19 protein-coding genes are annotated in these 24,175 nt (G+C 70.4%); 10 read left to right on the forward strand and 9 right to left on the reverse strand.

Annotated features, from left to right (window positions below; all coding sequences use genetic code 11):
* Nucleotides 1-67 precede the first annotated feature (67 nt).
* On the reverse strand, nucleotides 68-2,173 hold the full coding sequence (murJ, locus tag ACL06G_RS01235) for a murein biosynthesis integral membrane protein MurJ (RefSeq protein ID WP_412835245.1): 2,106 nt from the start codon (nucleotides 2,171-2,173) through the stop codon (nucleotides 68-70).
* Nucleotides 2,174-2,208: 35 nt separating this feature from the next.
* Nucleotides 2,209-4,566, reverse strand: coding sequence for a DUF6049 family protein (locus ACL06G_RS01240; protein WP_412835205.1), 2,358 nt, complete (start codon nucleotides 4,564-4,566; stop codon nucleotides 2,209-2,211).
* Between the two features lie 202 nt (nucleotides 4,567-4,768).
* Here ACL06G_RS01240 and ACL06G_RS01245 point away from each other — a divergent pair, with 202 nt between their 5' ends.
* A complete protein-coding gene (locus ACL06G_RS01245; RefSeq protein ID WP_412835246.1) occupies nucleotides 4,769-6,211 on the forward strand; it encodes a CCA tRNA nucleotidyltransferase in 1,443 nt (480 codons plus the stop codon).
* Nucleotides 6,212-6,365: 154 nt separating this feature from the next.
* Here the strand turns inward: ACL06G_RS01245 and ACL06G_RS01250 are convergent, their stop codons facing one another.
* The 3 genes from ACL06G_RS01250 to ACL06G_RS01260 all read right to left on the reverse strand — a co-directional run bounded on the left by ACL06G_RS01250 (nucleotide 6,366) and on the right by ACL06G_RS01260 (nucleotide 12,007).
* Nucleotides 6,366-7,640: an MFS transporter gene (locus ACL06G_RS01250; protein WP_412784698.1), complete on the reverse strand. Its 1,275-nt coding sequence runs from the start codon at nucleotides 7,638-7,640 to the stop codon at nucleotides 6,366-6,368.
* 43 nt (nucleotides 7,641-7,683) lie between these two features.
* A complete protein-coding gene (locus ACL06G_RS01255) occupies nucleotides 7,684-9,195 on the reverse strand; it encodes a glycosyltransferase family 87 protein (RefSeq protein WP_412835206.1) in 1,512 nt (503 codons plus the stop codon).
* A gap of 85 nt (nucleotides 9,196-9,280) precedes the next feature.
* On the reverse strand, nucleotides 9,281-12,007 hold the full coding sequence (locus ACL06G_RS01260) for a transglycosylase domain-containing protein (protein ID WP_412784696.1): 2,727 nt from the start codon (nucleotides 12,005-12,007) through the stop codon (nucleotides 9,281-9,283).
* A 385-nt stretch (nucleotides 12,008-12,392) separates the two neighbouring features.
* On the opposite strand from ACL06G_RS01260, the gene ACL06G_RS01265 reads away from it, so the two are divergent.
* The gene (locus tag ACL06G_RS01265; protein WP_412784695.1) at nucleotides 12,393-13,058 is read left to right on the forward strand and encodes a PadR family transcriptional regulator; all 666 of its coding nucleotides are present in this window, start codon (nucleotides 12,393-12,395) and stop codon (nucleotides 13,056-13,058) included.
* A gap of 50 nt (nucleotides 13,059-13,108) precedes the next feature.
* Nucleotides 13,109-14,191, forward strand: coding sequence for an inositol-3-phosphate synthase (locus ACL06G_RS01270; protein ID WP_412784694.1), 1,083 nt, complete (start codon nucleotides 13,109-13,111; stop codon nucleotides 14,189-14,191).
* A gap of 99 nt (nucleotides 14,192-14,290) precedes the next feature.
* On the opposite strand, the gene ACL06G_RS01275 is transcribed toward ACL06G_RS01270, so the two are convergent.
* From ACL06G_RS01275 to ACL06G_RS01285, 3 genes are all read right to left on the reverse strand, one after another.
* Nucleotides 14,291-15,322: an alanine racemase gene (locus ACL06G_RS01275; RefSeq protein ID WP_412835207.1), complete on the reverse strand. Its 1,032-nt coding sequence runs from the start codon at nucleotides 15,320-15,322 to the stop codon at nucleotides 14,291-14,293.
* 75 nt (nucleotides 15,323-15,397) lie between these two features.
* Entirely contained in the window at nucleotides 15,398-16,516 is a 1,119-nt protein-coding gene (locus ACL06G_RS01280) for a lipid II:glycine glycyltransferase FemX (protein WP_412784692.1), read from the reverse strand.
* Nucleotides 16,517-16,608: 92 nt separating this feature from the next.
* Nucleotides 16,609-16,950 (reverse strand): hypothetical protein, encoded by a 342-nt coding sequence (locus tag ACL06G_RS01285; RefSeq protein ID WP_412784691.1) that lies wholly within the window; start codon nucleotides 16,948-16,950, stop codon nucleotides 16,609-16,611.
* 282 nt (nucleotides 16,951-17,232) lie between these two features.
* On the opposite strand from ACL06G_RS01285, the gene rpsF reads away from it, so the two are divergent.
* The 4 genes from rpsF to rplI all read left to right on the forward strand — a co-directional run bounded on the left by rpsF (nucleotide 17,233) and on the right by rplI (nucleotide 18,921).
* Complete coding sequence (gene rpsF / locus ACL06G_RS01290; RefSeq protein ID WP_412784690.1) at nucleotides 17,233-17,523, forward strand: 30S ribosomal protein S6; 291 nt, start codon at nucleotides 17,233-17,235, stop codon at nucleotides 17,521-17,523.
* A gap of 69 nt (nucleotides 17,524-17,592) precedes the next feature.
* The gene (locus ACL06G_RS01295; protein ID WP_412835208.1) at nucleotides 17,593-18,138 is read left to right on the forward strand and encodes a single-stranded DNA-binding protein; all 546 of its coding nucleotides are present in this window, start codon (nucleotides 17,593-17,595) and stop codon (nucleotides 18,136-18,138) included.
* Between the two features lie 82 nt (nucleotides 18,139-18,220).
* Nucleotides 18,221-18,457 carry a 30S ribosomal protein S18 gene (gene rpsR, locus ACL06G_RS01300; RefSeq protein ID WP_027765513.1) on the forward strand — a complete coding sequence of 79 codons (237 nt, stop codon included), beginning with the start codon at nucleotides 18,221-18,223 and terminating at the stop codon, nucleotides 18,455-18,457.
* 17 nt (nucleotides 18,458-18,474) lie between these two features.
* The gene (rplI, locus tag ACL06G_RS01305; RefSeq protein WP_412784688.1) at nucleotides 18,475-18,921 is read left to right on the forward strand and encodes a 50S ribosomal protein L9; all 447 of its coding nucleotides are present in this window, start codon (nucleotides 18,475-18,477) and stop codon (nucleotides 18,919-18,921) included.
* Between the two features lie 103 nt (nucleotides 18,922-19,024).
* Here the strand turns inward: rplI and ACL06G_RS01310 are convergent, their stop codons facing one another.
* On the reverse strand, nucleotides 19,025-20,356 hold the full coding sequence (locus tag ACL06G_RS01310; protein WP_412784687.1) for an MATE family efflux transporter: 1,332 nt from the start codon (nucleotides 20,354-20,356) through the stop codon (nucleotides 19,025-19,027).
* Nucleotides 20,357-20,849: 493 nt separating this feature from the next.
* Here ACL06G_RS01310 and dnaB point away from each other — a divergent pair, with 493 nt between their 5' ends.
* The 3 genes from dnaB to ACL06G_RS01325 all read left to right on the forward strand — a co-directional run bounded on the left by dnaB (nucleotide 20,850) and on the right by ACL06G_RS01325 (nucleotide 24,135).
* Nucleotides 20,850-22,343, forward strand: a complete 1,494-nt coding sequence (dnaB, locus tag ACL06G_RS01315) for a replicative DNA helicase (RefSeq protein WP_412784686.1) — start codon at nucleotides 20,850-20,852, stop codon at nucleotides 22,341-22,343.
* A 257-nt stretch (nucleotides 22,344-22,600) separates the two neighbouring features.
* Nucleotides 22,601-23,197 (forward strand): hypothetical protein, encoded by a 597-nt coding sequence (locus tag ACL06G_RS01320; RefSeq protein ID WP_412784685.1) that lies wholly within the window; start codon nucleotides 22,601-22,603, stop codon nucleotides 23,195-23,197.
* A 494-nt stretch (nucleotides 23,198-23,691) separates the two neighbouring features.
* Nucleotides 23,692-24,135, forward strand: a complete 444-nt coding sequence (locus ACL06G_RS01325; protein ID WP_412784684.1) for a VOC family protein — start codon at nucleotides 23,692-23,694, stop codon at nucleotides 24,133-24,135.
* Nucleotides 24,136-24,175: the final 40 nt, after the last annotated feature.

Here is a 24,175-nt window from a genome sequence, read left to right on the forward strand (position 1 = left end):
GTGCGTCCACGAGGGTCGCCTCGGGCGTCGCGTATACGGGTGCCCCGGGGAACGGCGTCCATGTCGGTCACCTGCCGAGGCGTGCCCGCACCATGCCGAGCACGGCGTTCATCTCGGCGATGCGCATGCGCCGGGCCGCGAGAACGAAGACGGCAGCCAGCACGATGCCTCCCGTGAGCAGCGCGGTGATGGACCCGAGGTAGCCGCTGCCCAGCGCCTGGGTGATGCCGTAGGTGGTCGCCCCCGCGGCCAGCGTCGCGGGGAGACTGGCCCCGATGAGACGGGCGTAGGTGCGAACCACGTGGGCGCCGTCCAGATCGCCGCCGAGCTTGAGGCGCAGACGGCGCCAGGCCACCCCCACGCCGATGACGTAGGCGAGGCCGTAGACCGCGGCCATGCCGACGACCGCCCAGCGGGCCGGCAGCAGCAGGTAGCACAGCGCGGAGGCCAGCGCGTTGACGGTGGCGACGATCACCGTGTTGTAGAACGGTGTGCGGGTGTCCTCGTAGGCGTAGAAGGCACGCAGGACGACGTACTGCACGGAGAACGGGATGAGTCCCAGCCCGAAGGCCATCAGCATGTAGCCCATGGACCGCGCCCCCTCGGTTCCCGCGGAGCCGTAGATGAAGGTGCACATCGGGACGCCGAGGGCCAGGAAGCCGAAGGCGATGGGAACGATGGCGACGGCCGAGTTGCGCAGCCCCTGGGAGATGTCGTCGCGGACCGCTCCGGTGTCGCCGTCGTGCGCGGAGCGGGAGAGCCGGGGCAGCAGGGCGGCCATCACCGAGACGGTGATGATCGCCTGCGGCATGTTCCAGATCAGCTGCGCGTTGGAGTAGGCGATGAAACCGGTGCCCGCGTGCCCGCCGTCGCGGACGGCCGCCACGCCGGCCGCGGTGGAGAGCTGGCTGACGACCAGCACGCCGGCCTGGTTGGCGAGGACGAACAGCACGGTCCACTTGGCGAGTGTGGCGGCCTTGCCGAGGCCGTGGCCCCGCCAGTCGAACCGCGGGCGGACCCGGAAGCCGGTGGCCCGCAGGTAGGGGAACATCGCCACGGCCTGCACGACGAGTCCCAGCAGGGTGCCGGCGCCCAGCAGCTGCACGCCCTCCGGGGGGATCGTGTCGGCGTCCAGGCCCGAGGTGTCCGCGGCGCCGTACACGCCGAGGAAGAGCGCGACGGTGAAGATGATGACGAGGTTGTTGAGCACCGGCGTCCACATCATGGCGCCGAAGCGGCCGCGGGCGTTCAGGATCTGGCCCATCACGACGTGGACGCCCATGAAGAAGATCGACGGCATGCAGAACCGTACGAAGGTGACCGCCACGCCGTTGGCCTGCGCGTCGTCGGCGATCTCGACCGACATCATCCGCACCAGCAGCGGTGCCGCGAGCACGGAGGCCAGCGCCAGGCCGCCGAGGATCACGGAGACCAGCGTCAGCAGGCGGTTCGCGTACGCTTCGCCGCCGTCCGGATCGTTCTTCATGGCGCGGACCAGCTGCGGCACGAAGACCGAGTTCAGGCCGCCGCCCACGGTGAGGATGTAGATCATCGTGGGGAGGGTGATGGCGAGCTGGTAACTGTCGCCGAGGAGGGTGGTGCCGAGGGCGACGACGATCAGTGCCGAGCGGACGAAGCCGGTGAGTCGGGACACCATGGTGCCCGCGGCCATGATGGCGCTGGAGCGCAGCAGACCGGCGGCTTTGCCGGGCCGGGGAGCCGCCGCGGGGCGCTCCTCGACCGGTTCCCGCTCCTCGACGCCTTCTGCGGGGCCGGAGGCGGCCTCGGGGGCGTCGGTCGGCAGCGGGGGCAGCTGGGGCTGCGGGGTGGGCGCGGCGTCGGACTCGTCGCCGGGGGACTCGTCGGCGCCGGGGGCGGCGCCGCTCCCGGCGGGTCGTCGGGGTGGCGGCCCGTCCGGACGGGGCCGGTGACGGTCCTGGTCGCTGTAGAGGTGGGCGAACGCGTCGCTGCGGGCCGGGCCCGGATCCGGCGCCGGGGCCTCGCGCTGTCGCGGGCCGGGCGACTGCTGCGCCACCGGCGGTCCCTGTGGTTCCGGCGGCCGCTGTGGTTCCGGCGGCTTCGGGCCGAAGATCTCGTCGATGCCGGACCAGCCGTCCTGCGGGGAGCCGCCCTGCGGGTCGTGCCCGCGTTCACCGTCGTACGGCGCGTTCATCGGTTCCTTTCCCTGCCCCTGCTCGCCCGGATCGCTCAACGGTCCACTTTCTCACCCGGGTCCTGCGGGTCGCTGCTCTCCGCGACGGTGTCATCGGCGTCCTGTTCCGGCTCACCCGGCTGCTCGGTCTCGTGCTGCTGGGACGGTGCGTCGTCCCCGGACGGTTCCAGCGGCGCGTCGGGATCGGGTGCCGGGCCGCGCCTGCGGCGCTGGGTGTACATCCGGATGCCGGCAAGGAGTACCAGTCCCACACCGGCGGCGATCACCAGCAGCACGGTGGAGGTGATCGAGGTGACCTTCACCTGGAACTCCACGGGCGCACCGTACTTGCGTCCGTCGTCGGTGTAGAGCTGGGCGGTGACGGTGGTGCGGCCGTTCGCCTTGGCCGTGCTCGCGAACTTGACCGACTGGCTGTGGCCGCCGTCGACCACGACCCGCTGCATCCGGTCCTCGATGCGCAGACCGATGCTGCGGCTGGACGTCAGACGCAGCGTGAGGCCGTCCACCTCCTGGGCCAGGTTGTTCTGCACGGTGATCGGGATCGTCGCGCTGCGGCCGGAGAGGGTGAGGTCGGACTTGTCGATCAGTTGCACCTGTCGGGTGAGGCCGACCAGATAGTTCTGCACGCGCTCGCGGTAGTCCTGCGCGGCTCGGGGGTGCCGGCGCCACGAGGTGGAGAGTGCGCGGGCGATGGCGGTGCCGACGGGAGACTTCAGCCGGTCGGGCTGGGCGAGGACCTCGGCGAAGTCCTCCAGGGTCTGCTGCGTGCCGTGGATCTGCCGGAAGGCGCTGGTGGGCAGCTCCCGCTCCCGCAGGCGCTGCGGATAGGCGCGGGTGCCGGGGACGGTGCGGTCCGCGGCGGGGTCGGGTTCGGCGTTCGCGGTCTCGGCGAGGTCCGCGGGTGCGGCCCAGGCGCCGGAGTCGGTGAGCGCCCCGATGGCGGTTGCCATGGCGTGCGCCTGCGAGACCGTGGGCTGCCGGTCCGGGGCCACCAGGACGTTCCGCTGCCGGCCGGGCGTCTGCCGGCTGATCGCGAGCGTGTGGGCCAGGTACGCCTGCACCGCCCCGGTGCTTGCTCCGGCGCTCGTCAGGTCCCCCTCGAAGGCCTCCGCCAGCCCGCGGTCCGCGACGACGGCGGTGGTGCCGCCGCGGAGGGGGCGGGCGGCGTTCGGCGTGTAGGACAGCGTGCGTGCGTCGGTGAAACTGTCGCTGCCGGCGATGACGTGATGGGCGCCGGCGGAGGTCGCCACGTCGACGACGGAACGGTCGATCGCGCCGTCCACCGGCCAGGCGAAGTCGGTGCTCGGTGTGGTGCGCAGGATGCTCTCGACGGTGTCCTTGCTGAGCGCCGTCGCCGACCTGAGCCTGTCGAGGGCCCCCGGGACCTCGGCGCCGCGGTGGGCCAGGGAGGCCAGGTCCGGATCGGCGAACGGCAGCGCCACGATCTCGTCGTCCTCGACGGCCTCGATCAGGTCGTGGAGCCACTGCCGGGCGCGTCCCTGCGCCCGGCCGGGAGTGGTCCGGCCGTTGTCGGTGCGGACCTCGTACCGCTCGGTCATCGCGACGACGCTCGCCAGCAGGTCGGGGTCGACGACCCAGGTGACGGGGAGGTCGCTTCCCAGCGACACCATCTGGTCCAGGCGCCCGCCGGGTGCGATCGCCTCTTCGAGGTCGTCGCTGCGGAAGATCGGGGTCTGGCGTTCGTCGCCCTCGGTGCGGGCGGTGAGGTGGGAGGACGAGATCAGTGGCCACAGGAAGCTGATCCTGGTGCGGTTGGCCATCCGCGAGGTCTGCCAGGGCAGGAAGGTCCGCCGGATGCCGAGGACCTGCTCGTCGTTGCGCGAGGGGGTGTAGCCCGAATAGGAGACCCCGAGCTGGTACACGCCCTCACCGGTCAGCCCCAGGTCGGCCACCGGGACCTTCAGCGAGAAGGACCGGGTGATGCCGGGGCCGAGTGCGGGGATCTTCGCGTGGTGGTCCTCCAGGGCGGGCGGGTCGATGCCGGGTGTGAACCCGGTGCGTCCGGCGGCCTGCTGCAGAGCGCTGCGGCTGTCGACGGTGGGCCCGACCCGCAGATCGATGACGCCGCGGCTGATCCGCTGCCGCCCGTTGTTGGTCACCGTGCCGGAGACGGTGAGGGTGTCCTCCTCGTCGGGCACGGACGGCGTCAGTTCGGTGACGGAGACGTCGACGGTGCGGGATCCGGTCGGCGCTGCGGGTGCGGTGCGCGGCACTCCGCCCGAAGCCGTGGGGGTGGTGGGTGCCGCCGCGGCGGCGTTCGGCAGCAGCCCGCCGAGGAGGGGGGTGACGGCCAGTGCCGCCACTGCAACCCGCCGCAGCAGGCGGTGGGTGCGAGGGGTCCGGGTGCCCTGCTTCTCAGCCGCCTCGGCCACGCGTTCGTCCGTCCCGTCGTTGTCGTGATCCGTGATCGCCCACGAGTCTTAGATGGTAACGATGCCGCGCCCGGCCGAGTGCCGCGCATCCCGCATCGTGGGCCCGGTGGCGCACCACGGTCTCCGGTGCCACCCCACCGGGGGCAACGTACTCTGTTCTGTCGTGCCGAACTCCGTCCCCGACCCCCAGCAGGTGCCGCAGATGCCGCAGACCCCGTCGCCCGCCGCGCAGGAACTGAGCGAGGTCCAGCGCCGTGCCGTGAGCGAGTTGCTGCGCGTCTCCTCCGTCGCCGACGATCTTGCCCGTCGCTTCCAGCAGGCCGGCCACCGGCTCGCCCTGGTGGGAGGGTCGGTGCGGGACGCGTTGCTGGGGCGTCTCGGCAACGATCTCGACTTCACCACCGATGCCCGGCCCGAGGAGGTTCTCGCCCTGGTGCGGCCCTGGGCGGACGCCGTCTGGGACGTCGGGATCGCCTTCGGCACCGTGGGCTGCAAGAAGGGCAGCTACCAGATCGAGATCACCACCTACCGCTCCGAGGCGTACGACCGGACCTCGCGGAAGCCGGAGGTCTCCTACGGCGAGTCCATCGAGGAGGACCTGTCCCGGCGGGACTTCACGGTCAACGCGATGGCGGTGGAGCTGCCGGAGAAGTCCTTCGTCGATCCGCACGGCGGGCTGGAGGACCTGGCCCGGCGCGAACTGCGCACCCCGGGTGCTCCGGAGGACTCGTTCTCCGACGATCCGCTGCGCATGATGCGCGCGGCCCGGTTCGCGGCGCAGCTCGACTTCACGGTTGCCGACGAGGTGGTGGAGGCGATGACGGCGATGGCGGACCGGATCGACATCGTCTCCGCCGAGCGGGTCCGCGACGAGTTCAACAAGCTCGTGCTGTCGGCGTCCCCGCGGAAGGGACTGCGGCTGCTCGTCGCGACCGGCCTTGCGGAGCGGGTGGTTCCCGAGGTGCCGGCGATGCGGCTGGAGCGCGACGAGCACCATCGGCACAAGGACGTCTACGAGCACTCGTTGACCGTGCTGGAGCAGGCCATGGACCTGGAGGAGGACGGGCCGGACCTCACGCTCCGGCTGGCCGCTCTCCTCCACGACATCGGGAAGCCGCGCACTCGGCGCTTCGAGAAGGACGGTCGGGTCTCCTTCCACCACCACGAGGTGGTGGGAGCGAAGATGACCAGGAAGCGCCTGGCCGCGCTCAAGTACCCGAGCGAGACGGTGAAGGATGTCTCCCGGCTGGTCGAGCTGCACCTGCGCTTCCACGGCTACGGAGCCGGGGAGTGGACGGACTCCGCGGTGCGCCGGTACGTCCGGGACGCCGGTCCGCTGCTGGGGCGGTTGCACAAGCTGACGCGTTCGGACTGCACCACGCGGAACAAGCGGAAGGCCAACGCGCTGGCGCGGGCGTACGACAGCCTCGAGGAGCGGATCGCGCGACTCCAGGAGCAGGAGGAGCTGGACGCCATCCGCCCGGATCTCGACGGGAACCAGATCATGGAGGTGCTGGGTGTGCGCCCGGGACCCGTCGTCGGGCAGGCGTACCGGCATCTCCTGGAGCTGCGCCTGGAACACGGGCCGCTGGAGCGGGACGCGGCGATCGCGGCGCTCAAGGAATGGTGGTCCGCGCAGGACTGACCCGAGGCGCTCCCGGGACGGCGACCCGGGTCGGAACCGGGGCGGCGAGCGGCGGGGCGTGTTTCACGTGAAACCCCGTTTCACGTGAAACAGGCACGCTTGCGCGGTCCTGGTGCGGCGAGGAGGGGGCCGCGTGGCGCCGGTGGCAGGATGCTCATCCGCGCCGGAAGCGTGCCAGTCCCCAGGCGGTCAGGGCGTACACCCCGGCGACGGTGGCCACCAGTGTGGTGGAGCGGCCGTCCGGCGGGAGCACCAACGCGGCCACGCCGGCCGCTGCCACGAACGCCACGTTGAAGAGCATGTCGTAGAGCGCGAACACCCGCCCCCGGTAGGCGTCGTCCACCGCGGACTGCACGATGGTGTCCGTGGCGATCTTCGACCCCTGAGTGGCCGTGCCGAGCGCGAAGGCTGCGAGGAGCAGCGGCACCGGTGCGAAGGACAGGCCCAGTACCGGCTCCAGCACGGCCGCGCTCCCGGCGCACACCGTCATCCAGGCCGTCTCCGAGAGCCGTCCCACGACTGTGGGGGTGAGGATGGCAGCAGTGAGGAAGCCCAGCCCCGACGCTGCCACCGCTGCTCCGAGCCAGCGGATGCCCTGGTCGGCCGGTGCGGCGGGGTCGGTCCACGCGTAGCGCGCGAGCATGAGCACCATGACGGTCAGCCCGCCGTAGCAGAAGCGCATCAGCGTCATCGCCGTCAACGCGCGGGCCGCGGCGCGTCGCCGTGCCAGGTGCCGGAGTCCTGCGACCAGACCGCGTGCGGTGCTCAGCAGGGCCGCAGTCGTGCGGGGTGGTGTGCGGCCGGTGTCGGGGCCGAGCAGGTCCCGGTGCATGCGGAGTGCGGTCAGACCGGCCAGCAGGTACGTGATCGCGCCGACGAGTACCACGGTGGCGTCCGCTCCGGGGCCGGGGGAGACGGCGAGGCGCACCAGGAACGCGATGCCTCCGCCTGCCGTGGCTGCCACTGTGCCCGCGGTCGGTGAGAGGGAGTTTCCGATCACCAGGCGCTCCTCGTCCACCACGCGCGGCAGTGCGGCCGAGAGGCCCGCGAGGATGAACCGGTTCACGGCGGTGACCGACAGCGCCGCGAGGTAGAACAACCAGGGCGCGGCCTCCGTCAGGAGGAGTGCGGCTGTCGCCGTGGCCATCACGGCGCGGAGCAGATTGCCCAGCAGCAGGACCTGGCGGCGGCGCCACCGGTCCAGCAGGACGCCGGCGAACGGCCCGAGGAGCGAGTAGGGCAGCAGTAGAATCGCCATCGCCGAGGCGATGGCACCGGCCGAGGTCTCGTTCTGCGGTGAGAACACCACATGCGTGGCGAGGGCGACTTGGAAGATGCCGTCGGCGAGCTGCGAGAGGAGTCGCACGGCGAGGAGGCGCCGGAACCCGGGGAAGCGCAGCAGGGTGCGAAGATCACCGACCAGTGGCATGGGGCCAGCCTCACACACGTTTCACGTGAAACCGTCTCCGCCCTCAGGTCGCCCGTTGGGTCCCCCAGTCCACGGTGGTCGCAGAGCTGGAGCCCGAGTCGGAGCGGAGACCCGGCCTCCGGAGCACCCAGCGGTCCGGTGTGCCGTCGAGGACGCCCCCGGAGGGGTCGTCCGAGCCGTCCTGGCGGACCGGGTCGCGCTCGGGGAGGAGGATGTCCCGCACGATCACGGCGCTGAGGTAGAGCGTGCCGAGGACGTGGACGAGGATGGCCAGGTGGTATCCCTCCATGGGCAGGCCCTGGTGGGCATCCCCGCTGCCCGTCCACGCCAGGTACATCCAGATCCCGAGGAAGTAGGCCACCTCGCAGCCCTGCCACACGAGGAAGTCCCGCCATTTCGGCCGGGCCAGCGCGGCGAGCGGGATCAGCCAGAGCACGTACTGGGGTGAGTAGACCTTGTTGGTGAGGACGAAGAGCGCCAGAACCAGGAAGGCGAGTGCGGCGAACCGCGGCCGCCGGGGCGCGAGGAGGGCGAGCAGGGCGATTCCGGCGCAGCCGGCCAGCATGAGGAGGGTGGCGGCGGTGTTCACCGTCCCGGTGTCCAGGGTCAGTTCGCTGCGCTGGGAGAGGATGAGCCAGACGGAGCCGAAGTCCACATGGCGTTCCTGGCTGAAGGTGTAGAACTTCGACCAGCCCTCCGGAGTCAGGGCCATCACGGGTACGTTGACGACGGCCCAGGAGAGCACCGCACCTCCCAGCGCCGCACCGAAGGAGCGCAGCCGGCCAGCGCGCAGGCAGAGCACCAGCAGGGGCCCCAGCAGCAGCACGGGGTACAGCTTGGCGGCGGTGGCCAGTCCGAGGAGGACGCCCGCGCCCAGCGGTCTGCCGCGCGACCACAGCAGCATGCCGACGGCGGTCAGGGAGACCGCCAACAGGTCCCAGTTGATGGTCGCGTTGAGGGCCAGGGCTGGGGCCAGGGCGACCAGGAGTGCGTCCCACGGGCGGCGCCGATGTGTCATGGACACGCAAACGGCCAGGATGGCGGCACAGACCATCAGCATCCCGGCATTGACCAGCCAGTAGATCTGCTCCCGTTCGACGATGTCGCCGGTGCCGGGCGTGGCCCATGCGGCGACCTTCATGAACAGCCCGGTGAGCACGGGGTACTCCAGGTACTCCATGCCTCCCGAGGTCTCCTCCGGGATGCGGTCGACGTAGGGAGTCAGGCCGTCCGCGAAGCCCCGCCCGTTGTACAGGTGCGGGATGTCGCTGTAGCAGGCGTGCACGTACTGCGAGGTCTGCCCGAAGAACCAACCGCCCTCGTAGCAGGGAAGTTTCTGCACCATCCCGAGCGCGAACATCCCGAGCACGACCAGCACGACCACCCGTACCGGGCGCCACCAGCCGCGGCCGGTCGCCGCGTGCCGGCCGCTCGGGCCCCCGATCAGCTCGCTGCCCGCTGCGGCCACCGCATCCCTCCGGGTGGGCCGCACGAGCGTGGTGGTCGAACCCTGTGCGGGCGGTTCCGGCCGCTGCCCGGTGTGCTCGGTCGTCATGCAGCACATCCTGCCGCATCATGCGTCAGGGCCCGGCCGGGGCTGTCCCCGACCGGGCCCTGCACGGGTGCCGCCCGCCCGACGGCTACTGCTGTTCCGTACGGCCTCCCGAGCTGGAGGTCGGGCCGCCGAACCAGCCACCGCCGTTGCCGTTGCCTCCCCCGGTGCCGTCGGTCGTACCGTCCGTGGTGCCGTCCGTCGGCGTGCTCGTGGTGCCGTCGGTCGTACCGTCCGTGGTGCCGTCGGTCCCGTTCGAGTTGCCGCCGGAATCGGGGCAGCCGAACAGACCGCAGTCCTCGGTCGGCGAGGGCGTCACCGACGGCGAGGGCGTCACCGACGGGGAGGGCGTCACCGACGGCGACGGGGTCGGCGACGGCGACGGGCAGGACCCGTGCGCGCAGTCCTCGTCGTCCTCGGTGATGGGTGGAGGCTCCGGGAACTCGGACGCCGGGAGGTCCTGGAGCGCGTCGGTCATGTAGTCCGTCCAGATCTCGGCCGGGAACGAGGCGCCGTGGATCTGGGAGAGGCCGCCCGTGCCGTACATCGAGAGGAAGCCCGGGTTCTCCGGGTCCGAACGCCACATGCCGATCGACGTCGACAGCTCCGGGGAGTAGCCGGTGAACCAGGCGGTCTTGTTGTCGTCCGTGGTACCGGTCTTGCCGGCCACCGGGCGGCCCACGGCCTGGGCGACGGTGCCCGTGCCCTTGTCGCCCTCCACGACGTTCACGAGCATGTCCGTGATGGTGGCGGCCAGGTCGGAGTCGAAGGCCCGCTTGCTCTCCTTCTCGTGCTTGTAGAGCACCTCGGCGCCGCTGCGGACCTCGGTCACGGAGTACGGCTCGGTCTCCACGCCGTTGTTGGCGAAGGTGCCGTAGCCCGTCGCCATGCGGATCGCGCTGGGCGCGGAGACGCCGAGCGAGAACGAGGGGGCCGGGTGCTCCGGCAGGCTGCTCTCGTTCAGGCCGGCGTCGAGCGCGGCCTGCCGGACCTTGTCCAGGCCGACGTCCAGACCCAGCTGGATGAACGGGGTGTTCGCGGAGACCTCCAGGGCGTCACGCAGGGTCATCGGTCCGTAGTCCGTCTCGCCCTCGTTGACCTGGTGCCACTCCTCGTTCTTCTCGTTCAGCCACTTCTCGCCGTCGTAGGTGACGAGCGGGATGCCGCTGTCGCCGTCGTAGACCGTCTTCTGGGTGACGGGGATGCGTTCGGCGTCGCTCTGCTCCTCGCCCAGGTCGGGGTCGCGGCGGCCGTGCTGCAGGGCCGCGGCCATCACGTACGGCTTGAAGGTGGACCCGACGGCGGCGCCGGTGTAGTCCGCGTTGTTGGTGAAGTGCGTGACGGCCGACTCGCCGCCGTAGATCGCGACGATCGCGCCGTCGCCGGGCTTCACCGAGGCACCCCCGAACTGGACGAACTTGTCCTTCTTCCGTTCCTCCGGCTTGAGGTTGTCCTTCCGGACCTTCTTGACGATGTCCTCGAGCTTCTTGACCTTGTGCTTGTCGAAGGTGGTGTGGATCTCCAGGCCGCCGCGGTTGAGCTGGTTCTCCGTGATGGTGGAGTTCGGGTCGCTGAGGATGTTGTTCTTCGCCAGGGTGACCAGGTAGCCGACCTGCCCCGCCAGGCCCGCCGACTTCTGCGGCGGCTTCGGCTTGGGGAAGCCCTTCTTGACGATCCTGTCCCGCTGCGAGGCCTCCATCGCGCCGGTCTCGACCTCGCGGCCCAGGATCCACCGCCAGCGCTTCTTGGCCCGCTCCGTGTTCGCCTTGGCGGACTGGAGCGCGCCGCCCGCCTCGCCGCCGTACGGGTCGTACAGGTTCGGCGCGTTGAGGAGCGTCGCCATGAAGGCGCACTCGCTCGGCGTGAGCTCCTTGGCGTCCTTCTGGTAGTAGGCCTGCGCCGCCGCCTGGATGCCGTAGGCGTTCCGCCCGTAGTAGGCCGTGTTGAAGTAGCCCTCGAGGATCTCCTCCTTCGAGAGCTGGGAGTCCACCTTGATGGAGATCAGCAGTTCCTTCACCTTGCGGGTGATGGTCTGGTCCTGCGTCAGGTAGGTGTTCTTCACGAACTGCTGGGTGATCGTGGAGCCGGACTGGGTGTCGCCGCCCATGGCCATGCGGAACGCTGCCGCCGCGATGCCCTTCGGATCGACTCCGGAGTCCTCGTAGAAGGTCTCGTTCTCCGCGGAGATCGCGGCGTTCTGCAGTTCGATCGGGATCTGGGAGAGGCCGACGTTCTGACGGTTCACGCCGCCGCCGGCGCTCACCATCCTGCTGCCGTCCGCCCAGTAGTAGACGTTGCGCTGGGAGGTGGCCGCGGCGTTCTCCTGGTCGGGCACGCCCACCATGGCGTACGCCACCCCGGCCAGGCCCATGAGGAGGCCCGCGAAGCCCACGAAGGAGCCCAGCCACTGCTTCCACGACGGCGTCCAGCGGCGCCAGCCGTACTTCCCGGCGCGCGGGTAGTCGATGAAGCGCTTCTTCCCGGTGGCCTCCGCCGCTCTGGCCCGCTCGCGGGCCGCGGCGCGCCCGCCGCCGGCGCCTCCCGCGGCCGCCGCGTTCCCGGCCCGCCTGCGGCCACCGCGCTGCGCCGCCCGGCGTGCCTCCGCGCGCCCGCCCGGCCGGGGCCCGCCGACGGCGGTGTCGTCGTACCCGCCGTGCCGGTGCCCGCCGTATCCCTGCGGAGCCATGCCCTCCGGGCCGGCACCGTACGACCGCGCGGTCGGTTGGTTCGGCGGAGGCGCGTGGCTGCCGGGCGGCGGCTGCTGTCGCGCGCGTCGGCCCCGCCCCTGCGGGGGTTTACGACGGTGCTCGCTCATGGGAAACAGCTACTCCTCGGGCAGGCGACGGATGCGCCTGAAGGCGGCAGTTGACTTCTGGTCCCCCCGAGTGCGCCCGGAACCGCTGGGGCCCACGGGCGCACCGCAACCCAGGACGAGGACGCGCCGTGGCGCGCCTCGGTTCCCGGTCTGGTCTGCACAGCGAACAGACTACGCACCCCCGAAACGCCGTTAACCGTCACATTCACCCCGTTCGGCGCAACTCTCCTGCTGTGAATGCGCGATGTGTGCCCCGTCACGTCCGATTCCGGCGGTGTTCCCTTGTTCGGCGCCCCGGGGCGTTCTATCGTCGTGATGTATCGCCTCGATACATCGCACTGCTACATCGGTGACCCGGCGCGGGTGAGGGAGGTGGCGACGGACCATGAGCAGACGCTCCGGCATCCTCGAGTTCGCCGTTCTCGGCCTGCTGCGCGAGTCCCCGATGCACGGATACGAGCTGCGCAAGCGGCTCAACACCTCGCTCGGGCTGTTCCGTGCCTTCAGCTACGGCTCGCTGTACCCGTGCCTGAAGACGCTGGTGGGCCAGGGCTGGTTGACCGAGGAACCGGGGAAACCTCCCGAGGATCCGCTCGCGGCACCGCTCACGGGACGCCGCGGCAAGATCGTCTATCGGCTGACGGCCGAGGGGAAGGAGCATTTCGAGGAGCTTCTCGCCCAGACCGGTCCGGACGCCTGGGAGGACGAGCACTTCGGCATCCGGTTCGCCTTCTTCGGCCAGACGTCCCGCGACGTGCGCATGCGGGTGCTGGAGGGCCGCCGCAGCCGGCTCGAGGAGCGCCTGGACCGGATGCGCGCCTCACTCGCCCGCACCCGCGAGCGTCTGGACGGCTACACCCTCGAACTGCAGCGCCACGGCATGGAGTCCGTGGAGCGCGAGGTCCGCTGGCTCAACGAGCTGATCGAGAGCGAGCGGACAGGGCCCACCGGGCGTGAGGAAGCGCTCCGGGAGCCCAGGAACGACGACACGGGCGGTCTGCCCCGGCACCGGGGTGGAACCCCGCCGGATCCGTCCGCGGAGACCGACTGAGTCCGGGCGCACCGCCCGGACTCGACGAGATCGAACAAGGAGCAACCGGAATGGGTTCGGTTCGCGTAGCCATCGCCGGCGTCGGCAACTGCGCCGCCTCGCTGGTGCAGGGCGTCGAGTACTACAAGGACGCCGACCGGGACAGCAAGGTGCCCGGCCTGATGCACGTCCAGTTCGGGGACTATCACATCTCCGACATCGAGTTCGTCGCCGCATTCGACGTGGACGCCAAGAAGGTCGGCCTCGACCTGGCCGACGCCATCGGGGCCAGTGAGAACAACACCATCAAGATCTCCGACGTGCCCTCCACCGGCGTGCCGGTGCAGCGCGGCGAGACGCACGACGGCCTGGGCCGCTACTACCGGGAGACGATCGAGGAGTCCGACGACGCCCCGGTCGACGTCGTCCAGGCCCTCAAGGACGCCCGGGCCGACGTGCTCGTCTGCTACCTGCCCGTGGGTTCGCAGTCCGCCGTCGAGTACTACGCCCAGGTCGCGATCGACGCCGGCGTCGCCTTCGTCAACGCGCTGCCGGTCTTCATCGCCGGCACCAAGGAGTGGGCGGACAAGTTCACCGAGGCGGGCGTCCCCATCGTGGGCGACGACATCAAGTCCCAGGTCGGAGCCACCATCACCCACCGCGTGATGGCCAAGCTCTTCGAGGACCGCGGCGTCATCCTGGACCGCACGATGCAGCTCAACGTCGGCGGCAACATGGACTTCAAGAACATGCTCGAGCGGGAGCGCCTGGAGTCCAAGAAGATCTCCAAGACCCAGGCCGTCACCTCCCAGATCCGGGACCGTGAACTGGGCGAGGGCAACGTCCACATCGGGCCGTCCGACTATGTCGCCTGGCTCGACGACCGCAAGTGGGCGTACGTCCGGCTCGAGGGCCGCGCCTTCGGCGACGTGCCGCTGAACCTGGAGTACAAGCTGGAGGTCTGGGATTCCCCGAACTCCGCCGGAGTCATCATCGACGCGCTCCGCGCCGCGAAGATCGCCAAGGACCGGGGCATCGGCGGTCCGATCCTGTCGGCGTCCTCGTACTTCATGAAGTCCCCGCCGGTCCAGTACTACGACGACGAGGCCCGCGAGAACGTCGAGCTGTTCATCCGCGGCGAGGTCGAGCGCTGACGGCGCGGAGCCGCTGAGCGCCGGGCACACCGGCAGCACGGCGAACGACGGCGGGGCGGGGGCCCGGGCCCCCGCCCCGCCGTCGTGGTGCGTGGCGTGTCAGTGGTCGACCGTGCGGTCCACCGAGGTGGTGGTGTGGCGCAGCTGCGCCACCAGTTCCTCGCCGACCTTCGGCTCCGGTGCGTCGTCCGGCACGAACAGGATGGAGACCTGCATGTGCGGGGGCTCCGCGAACCACCGCTGCTTGCCGCTCCACAGGAACGGCGAAAGGTTCCGGTTCACCGTCGCCAGGCCGGCGCGGGCCACGCCCTTGGCGCGCGAAGTCATGCCCTGCAGCGCCTTCGGGGCCTCCAGGCCCACGCCGTGCGAGGTGCCCCCGGCGACCACGGCGAGCCAGCCGTCGGCGGCGGACCGCTGTTGCCGGTAGCCGAACCGGTCGCCCTTGGCGACCCGCGTCACGTCCAGGATCGCGCCCCGGTACTCCGTCGCCCCGGGGTCGCCGAGCCACAGCCGGGTTCCGATGCGCGCACGGAAGCGGGTCTGCGGGAACTGCTGCTGCAGCTGACGGAACTCGTCCGGCTGCAGGTGGCTCACGAACATCGTGTGCAGCGGCAGCCGCGCGGCCCGGAGGCGGTCCATCCAGCCGATGACCTCGTCGACGGCGTCGGTGCCGTCGGTACGGTCCAGCGGCAGGTGGATGGCGAAGCCTTCCAGCCGCACCTCGTCGATCGCGGCGTGCAGCTTCCCCAGGTCCTCCTCGGTGACCCCGTGGCGCTTCATGCTGCTCATGACCTCGATGACGACCCGCGCACCCCGCATCAGGCCCACGCCCTCCACCGACGACACCGAGCGGATGACGCGGTCCGGCAGCGGGACGGGCTCCTCGTTGCGCCGGTACGGCGTCAGCACGAGCAGGTCGCCGCCGAAGAAGTCCTTCGTGCGGGCCGCCTCGTAGGTCGTGCCGACCGCGAGGATGTCGGAGCCGAAGCCCGTCACCTCCTCGGCGAGCCGTTCGTGCCCGAAGCCGTAGCCGTTGCCCTTGCAGACCGGGACGAGGCCGGGGAACTGCCGGATCACCGACTGCTGGTGCGCCCGCCAGCGATCGGTGTCGACGTAGAGGGTGAGCGCCATGGCGGGAGTGGTGCCTTTCTGCTTCGTCGTGCGGTCTCGCGAGCGGCCGGTGCGGGGACCGGAGGAGGAGCAGCCTCAGCGCCGCGACATGTACATGTCGAGCGCCTTGTGCAGCAGCTTGTTGAGCGGGAAGTCCCATTCACCCAGGTACTCGGCAGCCTGCCCGCCGGTTCCCACTTTGAACTGGATCAGGCCGAACAGATGGTCCGAGTCGTCCAGCGCGTCGCTGATGCCGCGCAGGTCGTACACGGTCGCCCCCAGCGCGTAGGCGTCCTGCAGCATCCGCCACTGCATCGCGTTCGACGGACGCACCTCGCGCTTGTGGTTCGCCGACGCACCGTACGAGTACCACACGTGGCCGCCGACGATGAGCATCGTGGCCGCCGCCACGACCTCCCCCTCGTGCTTCGCGAAGTACAGCCGCATCCGGTCCGGGTCCTCGGCGGTCAGCGCCCGGTACTGCTGCTGGAAGTACGACAGCGGCCGGGGACGGAACCGGTCCCGCTCGGCGGTGATCTCGTACAGCCGCTGCCACTCGGGCAGGTCGTCGTACCCGCCCTGCACCACCTCGACGCCCGCCTTGTCGGCCTTCTTGATGTTGCGCCGCCACAGCTGGTTGAAGCTCTTGTGGACCTCCTCCAGCGTCCGCCCCTCCAGCGGTACCTGGAACACGTAGCGCGGCTGGACGTCGCCGAAGCCGGCACCGCCGTCCTCGCCCTGCTGCCACCCCATGCGCCGCAGCCGGTCCGCGACCTCGAAGGCGCGCGGTTCGATGTGCGTGGCCTCGACGTCCCGCAGCCGCTTGACGTCCGGGTCCTGGATGCCCTTCTTGATCGCGGGAGCGTCCCAGCGCCGGATCACCACGGGCGGGCCCATCTTCACCGAGAACGCGCCCTGCTCCTTCAGGTGCGCCAGCATCGGACGCAGCCAGTCCTCCAGGTTCGGCGCGAACCAGTTGATGACCGGCCCCTCCGGCAGGTACGCGAGGTAGCGCTTCACCTTCGGCAGCTGCCGGTACAGCACCAGACCGGCGCCCACCAGCTGCCCCTCGTCGTCGAACCAGCCCAGGTTCTCGCTGTTCCACTCGCTCTTCACGTCCGCCCAGGCCGGTACCTGGCAGTGGGACGCCGACGGCAGGCTCTGCACGTACGCCAGATGCTGCTCTCGGCTGATGGTCCTCAGGGTCAGGCTCATAGGGGGACGCTCCTCGAGGCGATACGCGACAAACACCCCCGCCCACCGGACGGCGGAGGCTCGCGGGAAGCCTACTGCTCCGGCCCCGGCGCCTAACCCAGCACGCCGCCGAACGGCCCGCCGTACGCCATACCCAGGAACAGGCCGAACGCCGAGGCGCCGATGCCGATGATGAGGAGGAACCGCTCGCCGAGGGTCACCGAGATGTACTGCCCCCAACCGCCCGTGACGACGCCGACGATCCCCGCCCAGGAGGCGAGCAGGTGCAGGTCGGCCACGTCGAACTGGGTCAGGAGGCCGGCGAGCAGGGTGACCGCGCCCAGCAGCAGCGTCGCCGCGGCGAAGGCGTTCTCGACCGGATGGGGCCTGCCGTCGGAGTTGAGCAGGGAGCGGAGGGATCGGGATGTCTGCTGCGGCCGTACTGCCTGTGCCATGGGGCACCTCCGTCGCCGTTGCCGGGTAGGGCCGGGCCGGTCGAGCGGCGCTGCCCGCGCCCCGCCACAGTCCTGCGGTGTGACGCCGCTCACACCCGTTGTGTACAGCTTGCGGCGATACGTGGCCGGATTTCAACCGGACGACCCGGTGCGGGTAGTCTGTACGGTCTGCACCCCGACCCCCGGACGCACCGGGGCGAACCGCGGGTGCGGGTAACGCATCACGACCCTCCTGCCACGGAACGCCCGTGGCCGCCGAGTCCAGAGGAGGTGGGTTCCACCATGCGTCACTACGAGGTGATGGTCATCCTCGACCCCGATCTCGAGGAGCGTTCGATCTCCCCGCTGATCGAGAACTTCCTTTCCGTCGTCCGTGAGGCCAACGGCAAGGTCGAGAAGGTCGACACCTGGGGCCGTCGTCGTCTCTCTTACGAGATCAAGAAGAAGCCCGAGGGCATCTACTCGGTCATCGACCTGCAGGCCGAGCCTGCGGTCGTCAAGGAGCTCGACCGTCAGATGAACCTGAACGAGTCCGTGCTGCGGACCAAGGTCCTGCGTCCCGAGACCCACTGAACCGGAATCCGGCACTGCCGGATGTCCGAGTAGCACCAAGCAGCCAGCACCCCGCCGAGAGGTTCACCCATGGCAGGCGAGACCGTCATCACGGTCGTCGGCAATCTCGTCGACGACCCCGAGCTGCGCTTCACCCCCTCCGGTGCGGCGGTCGCGAAGTTCCGCGTCGCGTCCACGCCCCGCACCTTCGACCGGCAGACCAGCGAGTGGAAGGACGGGGAGACCCTGTTCCTGACCTGCTCGGTCTGGCGGCAGGCGGCCGAGAACGTCGCCGAGTCCCTCACCAAGGGCACACGCGTCGTCGTGCAGGGCCGCCTCAAGCAGCGGTCGTACGAGGACCGTGAGGGCATCAAGCGCACGGTCTTCGACCTGGACGTCGACGAGGTCGGCGCCAGCCTCCGCAACGCCACCGCGAAGATCACCAAGACCAGTGGTCGCGGTGCCCAGGGCGGCGGCTGGGGCGGCGGCCAGGGCGGCCCCGGCGGTGGCCAGCAGGGCGGCGGCGCTCCCGCGGGCGACCCGTGGGCGACCGGCGCTCCGGCCGGTGGTGGCCAGGGCGGCGGCTGGGGCGGCGGCCCCAGCGGCGGCGGCTACTCGGACGAGCCTCCCTTCTGATCGGCCGCGGGCCCGATGGGCCCGGCGCCGCCGGCAGGGACACGGCTCTCCTGCACACTTCTTGAATCACTGGAGAGAGATCATGGCGAAGCCGCCTGCTCGCAAGCCGAAGAAGAAGGTTTGCGTCTTCTGCAAGGAAAAGATCAAGTACGTCGACTACAAGGACACGAACCTGCTGCGGAAGTTCATTTCCGACCGCGGCAAGATCCGTGCCCGCCGGGTCACCGGCAACTGCACGCAGCACCAGCGTGACGTCGCCACGGCCGTGAAGAACAGCCGTGAGATGGCGCTGCTGCCCTACACGTCCACCGCGCGCTGAGGAAGGGTGACACGACCATGAAGATCATCCTTACCAACGAGGTCTCCGGCCTCGGCAACGCCGGCGACGTCGTGGAGGTGCGCGACGGCTACGCCCGCAACTACCTGGTTCCGCGTGGCTTCGCCATCCGCTGGACCAAGGGCGGCGAGAAGGACGTCGAGCAGATCCGCCGCGGTCGCAAGATCCGCGAGATCGCGTCGATCGAGCAGGCCAATGACGTCAAGGGCCAGATCGAGGGCGTCAAGGTCCGCCTGAAGGTCCGCGCGGGCAACGGCGGCCGCCTCTTCGGCTCCGTCACCCCGGCCGACATCGCCACGGCGGTGAAGGACGCGGGCGGTCCCGAGGTCGACAAGCGCCGCGTCGAGCTGGGCGGCCCGGTGAAGACCCTCGGCACCCACAAGGTGTCGGTGCGTCTGCACCCCGAGGTCCTGGCCTCGTTCGACGTCGAGGTCCAGCCGGCCTGACGGCCGCACCGGTCACTCGTACGAGGGTCGCGCTCCGCAGTCGCGGGGCGCGGCCCTCGTGCGTGGCCCCGGGGGGTCCTGCGAACGCGGCGGTTCCGCCGCGTCAGGCCCGTACCGCGCCCGTCACGACCCAGCGCCCCGAGCGGGCACGGCCCCACAGGGTCGCCAGGCGCATCCCCATCATCAGTCCGGCCACCGTCCACCACAGCGCCGTCAGGCCGCCGCCGAGCACGGGCACGGACAGCACGACGGGCACGTACACGGCCAGCGTCACCAGCATCGCCGCGGCGAGGTACGGGCCGTCCCCCGCGCCCATGAGCACGCCGTCCAGCACGAAGACCACACCGGCGACCGGCTGCGTCACCGCCACGACGAGCAGGGCCGCGGCCAGTTGGGCGTGCACGTCGGGGTCGGAGGAGAACAGCGGCATCAGCAGCGGCCGGGCCAGCGCGACTCCCGCACCGAGCACGACACCGGCCGCGATGCCCCACTGCACCATGCGGCGGCAGGCGGCCCGGGCCCCCGCTTCGTCCCCGGCGCCGAGGTAGCGCCCGATGATGGCCTGCCCGGCGATGGCGACGGCGTCCAGCGCGAAGGCCATCAGGGACCAGATGGTGAGGGTGATCTGGTGCGCGGCCACCTCGGCGTCCCCCAACCGTGCCGCGATGGCGGTCGCCAGCACGAGGATGGCGCGCAGCGACAGTGTCCGCACCAGCAGTGGTGCCCCCGCCTGGGCACACGCCCGGATGCCGGCGGTGTCGGGGCGGAGCGAGGCTCCGTGGCGGCGTGCGCCGCGCACCACCACGACCAGGTAGGCGCCGGCCATGCCCCACTGGGCGAGCACGGTGCCCCAGGCGGAGCCGGCGATGCCGAGGCCCGCGCCGTACACGAGCGCGACGTTGAGCAGGGCGTTCGCCGAGAACCCCGCCACCGCCACGTACAGCGGTGTGCGGGTGTCCTGCAGGCCGCGCAGCACTCCGGTCGCCGCGAGCACCGCGAGCATGGCGGGGATGCCGAGGGCGCTGATGCGCAGGTAGGCGGTGGCGTGGGGGGCCGCGGTGGCGGAGGCCCCGAACAGGTCGACCAGGGCGGGGGCGCCGGGCAGCACGGCCGCCACCACCAGCACACTGATGAGCAGCGCGAGCCACACGCCGTCCATGCCCTGCCGGATCGCGGCGGGGAGATCGCCCGCGCCGACCCGGCGGGCGACCGCGGCGGTGGTGGCGTAAGCGAGGAAGACGAAGACGTGCACCCCGGTCTGCAGCAGCGTCGAGGCCACCCCCAGTCCGGCGAGCTGCGGGGTGCCCAGGTGGCCGACGATCGCGCTGTCGGCGAGGAGGAACAGCGGCTCCGCGACGAGCGAGCCGAAGGCGGGAAGGGCGAGGGCGAGGATCTCGCGGTCATGGCGGCGCATGCTCGGGGGGCTGCTGGTCATGGGTTCGATTCAAGCATCCACAAGTAATAGCTGCAAAGCTGTCTCATCCATTACCGGTGACTGCGCAGGGTGAGGGTCACGGGGCCGGTTGTCGCCTTCGGCGAAGCCGCGGAAGAGTTTTTTCCGCACACAGCCAGTGGACATCGTTTACGCAGCTCAGAGGCTATTCGCAGGCGGGTTCGACGCCTCCTCCACAGGACTGTCCACCGCTCCGTGCACAGCTTGGCCCGACTTCTCCACAGGAACCTCCGCGCTACCCACAGCCCCTGTGGATAACCGAGTAGGCGCGGGGCTCGCGGCCCGCCTACCGTAGGTCGGCGCATGCTTCCCGTTCCCCTCTTCTTCACCACGTCATCGACGCGACGACAGCTCGCCCGGGGTCGCCCGGAGAGCCGGGGAGAGCGCCAGTGACTGTCGGAGCCGTGCCCTAGGAAGAGGGGGCACCGGGTGAGGTCCGGACCGGACGGACGGGGCGGACGGGAGGAGGTGCGCCGTGACGCAGCAGCCGGAGCACGTCGAGGATCCCTGGGCGGGAGAGGCCGCCGTTCCGGGCGACCGTCTGCCCTCCGTGTCCCACCCGCGCCGCGCGAACGGCTCCGGGGGAGCCGTGGAGCAGCACGAGCGCGGCCAGGACGGCGGCGGAGCCTGGGCGGGCACCTCGTTCGAACGGGTCCCGCCGCAGGACCTGGAGGCGGAGCAGTCCGTGCTGGGCGGCATGCTGCTGTCCAAGGACGCCATCGCGGACGTCGTGGAGGCACTGAAGGGGCAGGACTTCTACCGGCCGGCCCACGAGACGATCTACCAGGCCATCCTCGATCTCTACGCCAAGGGCGAGCCCGCCGACCCCATCACGGTGGCGGCGGAGCTCACGCGGCGCGGCGAGATCGGCCGGGTGGGCGGCCCCGGCTACCTGCACACCATCGTGCAGTCCGTGCCGACCGCGGCGAACGCCCTGTACTACGCGGAGATCGTCCACGAGCGGGCGGTGCTGCGGCGCCTCGTCGAGGCCGGCACCCGCATCACGCAGATGGGGTACGCCGCCGACGGCGACGTCGACGAGATCGTCAACTCGGCCCAGTCCGAGATCTACGCCGTCACCGAGGAGCGCACCAGCGAGGACTACCTGCCGCTGGCCGACATCATGGAGGGCGCGCTCGACGAGATCGAGGCGATCGGCTCCCGCAGCGGTCAGATGACGGGCGTGCCCACCGGCTTCACCGACCTGGACTCGCTGACCAACGGCCTGCACCCGGGGCAGATGGTGGTCATCGCGGCGCGACCCGCCATGGGAAAGTCCACGCTCGCGCTCGACTTCGCGCGGGCGTGCTCGATCAAGAACAACATGCCGAGCGTCATCTTCTCGCTGGAGATGGGGCGCAACGAGATCGCGATGCGCCTGCTCTCGGCGGAGGCGCGGGTGGCCCTGCACCACATGCGGTCGGGCTCCATGACGGACGAGGACTGGACGCGGCTGGCGCGGCAGATGCCGTCCGTGACGGACGCACCGCTCTACATCGACGACTCGCCGAACCTGTCGATGATGGAGATCCGCGCCAAGTGCCGGCGGTTGAAGCAGCGGAACGATCTGCAGCTCATCGTCATCGACTACCTGCAACTGATGCAGACGGGCGGCTCGCGCCGGCCGGAGAGCCGGCAGCAGGAGGTCTCGGAGATGTCCCGGAACCTGAAGCTGCTGGCGAAGGAGCTGGAAGTCCCCGTCATCGCGCTGTCGCAGCTCAACCGTGGCCCGGAGCAGCGGACGGACAAGAAGCCGATGGTCTCCGACCTCCGCGAGTCCGGAAGCATCGAGCAGGACGCCGACATGGTGATCCTGCTGCACCGCGAGGACGCCTACGAGAAGGAGTCGCCGCGCGCGGGCGAGGCGGACCTGATCGTGGCCAAGCACCGCAACGGCCCGACGGCGACCATCACGGTGGCCTTCCAGGGCCACTACTCGCGCTTCGTCGACATGGCGAACGGCATGTGAGGGGCTGTAGGGTCTCACTGAGAGTGCACTACGGAATACAGAGCGTTGGGTGAGATGGGGCCGGGCTGACAGGCTGCATTCGTGGCCCTCGACGATGCCTGGACGTCGGTTGGGCCGAAACCACCCCCGAGCAGACCAGGGAGGCTGCCGTATTCCGGTGCTGGCGGCCTCGGGACCGGCCCCATCTCGCCGCACTCCAAGCGCATGGTCTGACAATTCAGACCGGACTGCACGTTCATGTGGTCGACAATGAGCGCATGGACGTCGCCGAGTTGCTCGAAGCAGCTTCCCTGCTGGTTCCGGAAGAGGCCGCCACCGAGAACGACATCACGGTGCGAGACATCTGGGACTACCTCGTCCACGACGAGTGGGAGATTGCACTGGGCCTGCTGGAGGAGCTCGGGGACGCTCGCTCGCTCCCTCTGGCGTTCTGGGAGCAGCTCGCTGAAGCGGCTGAGCAGCTCCGGCTGGAGCGGAGCGCGACGTGGTGCCATTGGCGATGCTCCGAGATCCGCAACGGTGTGATCCGGGCGGATCTGACGCTCCGCCCTGCCGCCGAGGCGCGACGCACGACGCCAATCTCCGGTGCCGGTGTTCTGCGGCCCATGTGGGACATCGGACTTCTCTCACCCACCGGCGGACGCGCGGTCAGCATCGCTGGGCTCTGGGTTGAGAGCATGCCCATGCTGGAGCCCGGCGGGCGAGCCACGGTTCGCCTTGTGCCCCTCACTCCCTCCCACTGGACGCACGTCCAGCCCGGCCAGCAGATCACCATGCACGAGGACCGAGCCGTGGCCGGCACCGCAGTCATCCTGGAGGTTTGCCGCCCTGCCACCGCCCTGCCCGCGCGATGACATAAGTCGCTGGTGCACGTATCTCCGTAGGTGATGGTGCACTCAGACCGGGTGCACGGATATGCGGTGCAGCCGGCTGGGCAGTCTGAGGAAATGACACCGATCTGAGACAGCCGCCTGTCGACACGTCGTGAGACTGGAGAGGAACGTCCAGGTCATAGCGTCGGTGCATGACATCGAAAGTGAGAACCTACAGGCGCGCCGGCATGCCAGTTCTCGACGGGTGTGTTGCGCCACACGGCGAGCGTGATGCGGGTGGCAGCGAGCCACAGCAGGGCGTCGTGGTCGAGGTGCCCGAACCGCTTGGCACAGTCCAACTGCGCAGGAGGCGAAGATGGCGCTGAAGCATCATGGCGACATGACCCAGCCCCTTCCCCGTGCTGTCCGAGTACCGCTCAGCTCCCGGACCTGGCCGGGTGCCGCGATACGCGGGTCACAGCATCGGCGCGGGACACCCGAAGCGCGAACCTGCCGGGCGGGGAGATGAGTGCCGCATGACCCGGCCGTCGCACGGCACACTGCATCACGTCGAGCTGTGGGTGCCGGACCTCCGACGCGCTGTCGCCTCGCTGGGCCGGCTGCTGGAGTTGCTGGGCCACGAGCCCACGCAGAGCTGGGACGGTGGACGCAGTTGGCAGCTCGGGCCGACCTACCTGGTCGTCGAGCAGTCCCCGGCCCTCTCCGCGGCGGAGCACGACCGCTGCCGCCCGGGACTGAACCACTTGGCCTTCCACGTCGAAGATGCCGCCACGGTCGAGGAGTTGGTGATCGATGCCGTACAGCACGGATGGCGGCTGATGTTTCCCGAGCGCCACCCCTATGCCGGGGGCGGACAACACTATGCCGCCTACCTGGAGAACGACGACGGCTTCGAAGTCGAACTCGTCGCCATCGACGCACCCGAACCCGACGGGGACCAACCGTGTCGCACGTTCTGACGACTGCCCGCGGCGGGGAGAGGAGCCACGGGATGATCGG

The sequence above is a fragment of the Streptomyces callyspongiae genome (genome assembly GCF_047200695.1).
Lineage (GTDB): Bacteria > Actinomycetota > Actinomycetes > Streptomycetales > Streptomycetaceae > Streptomyces.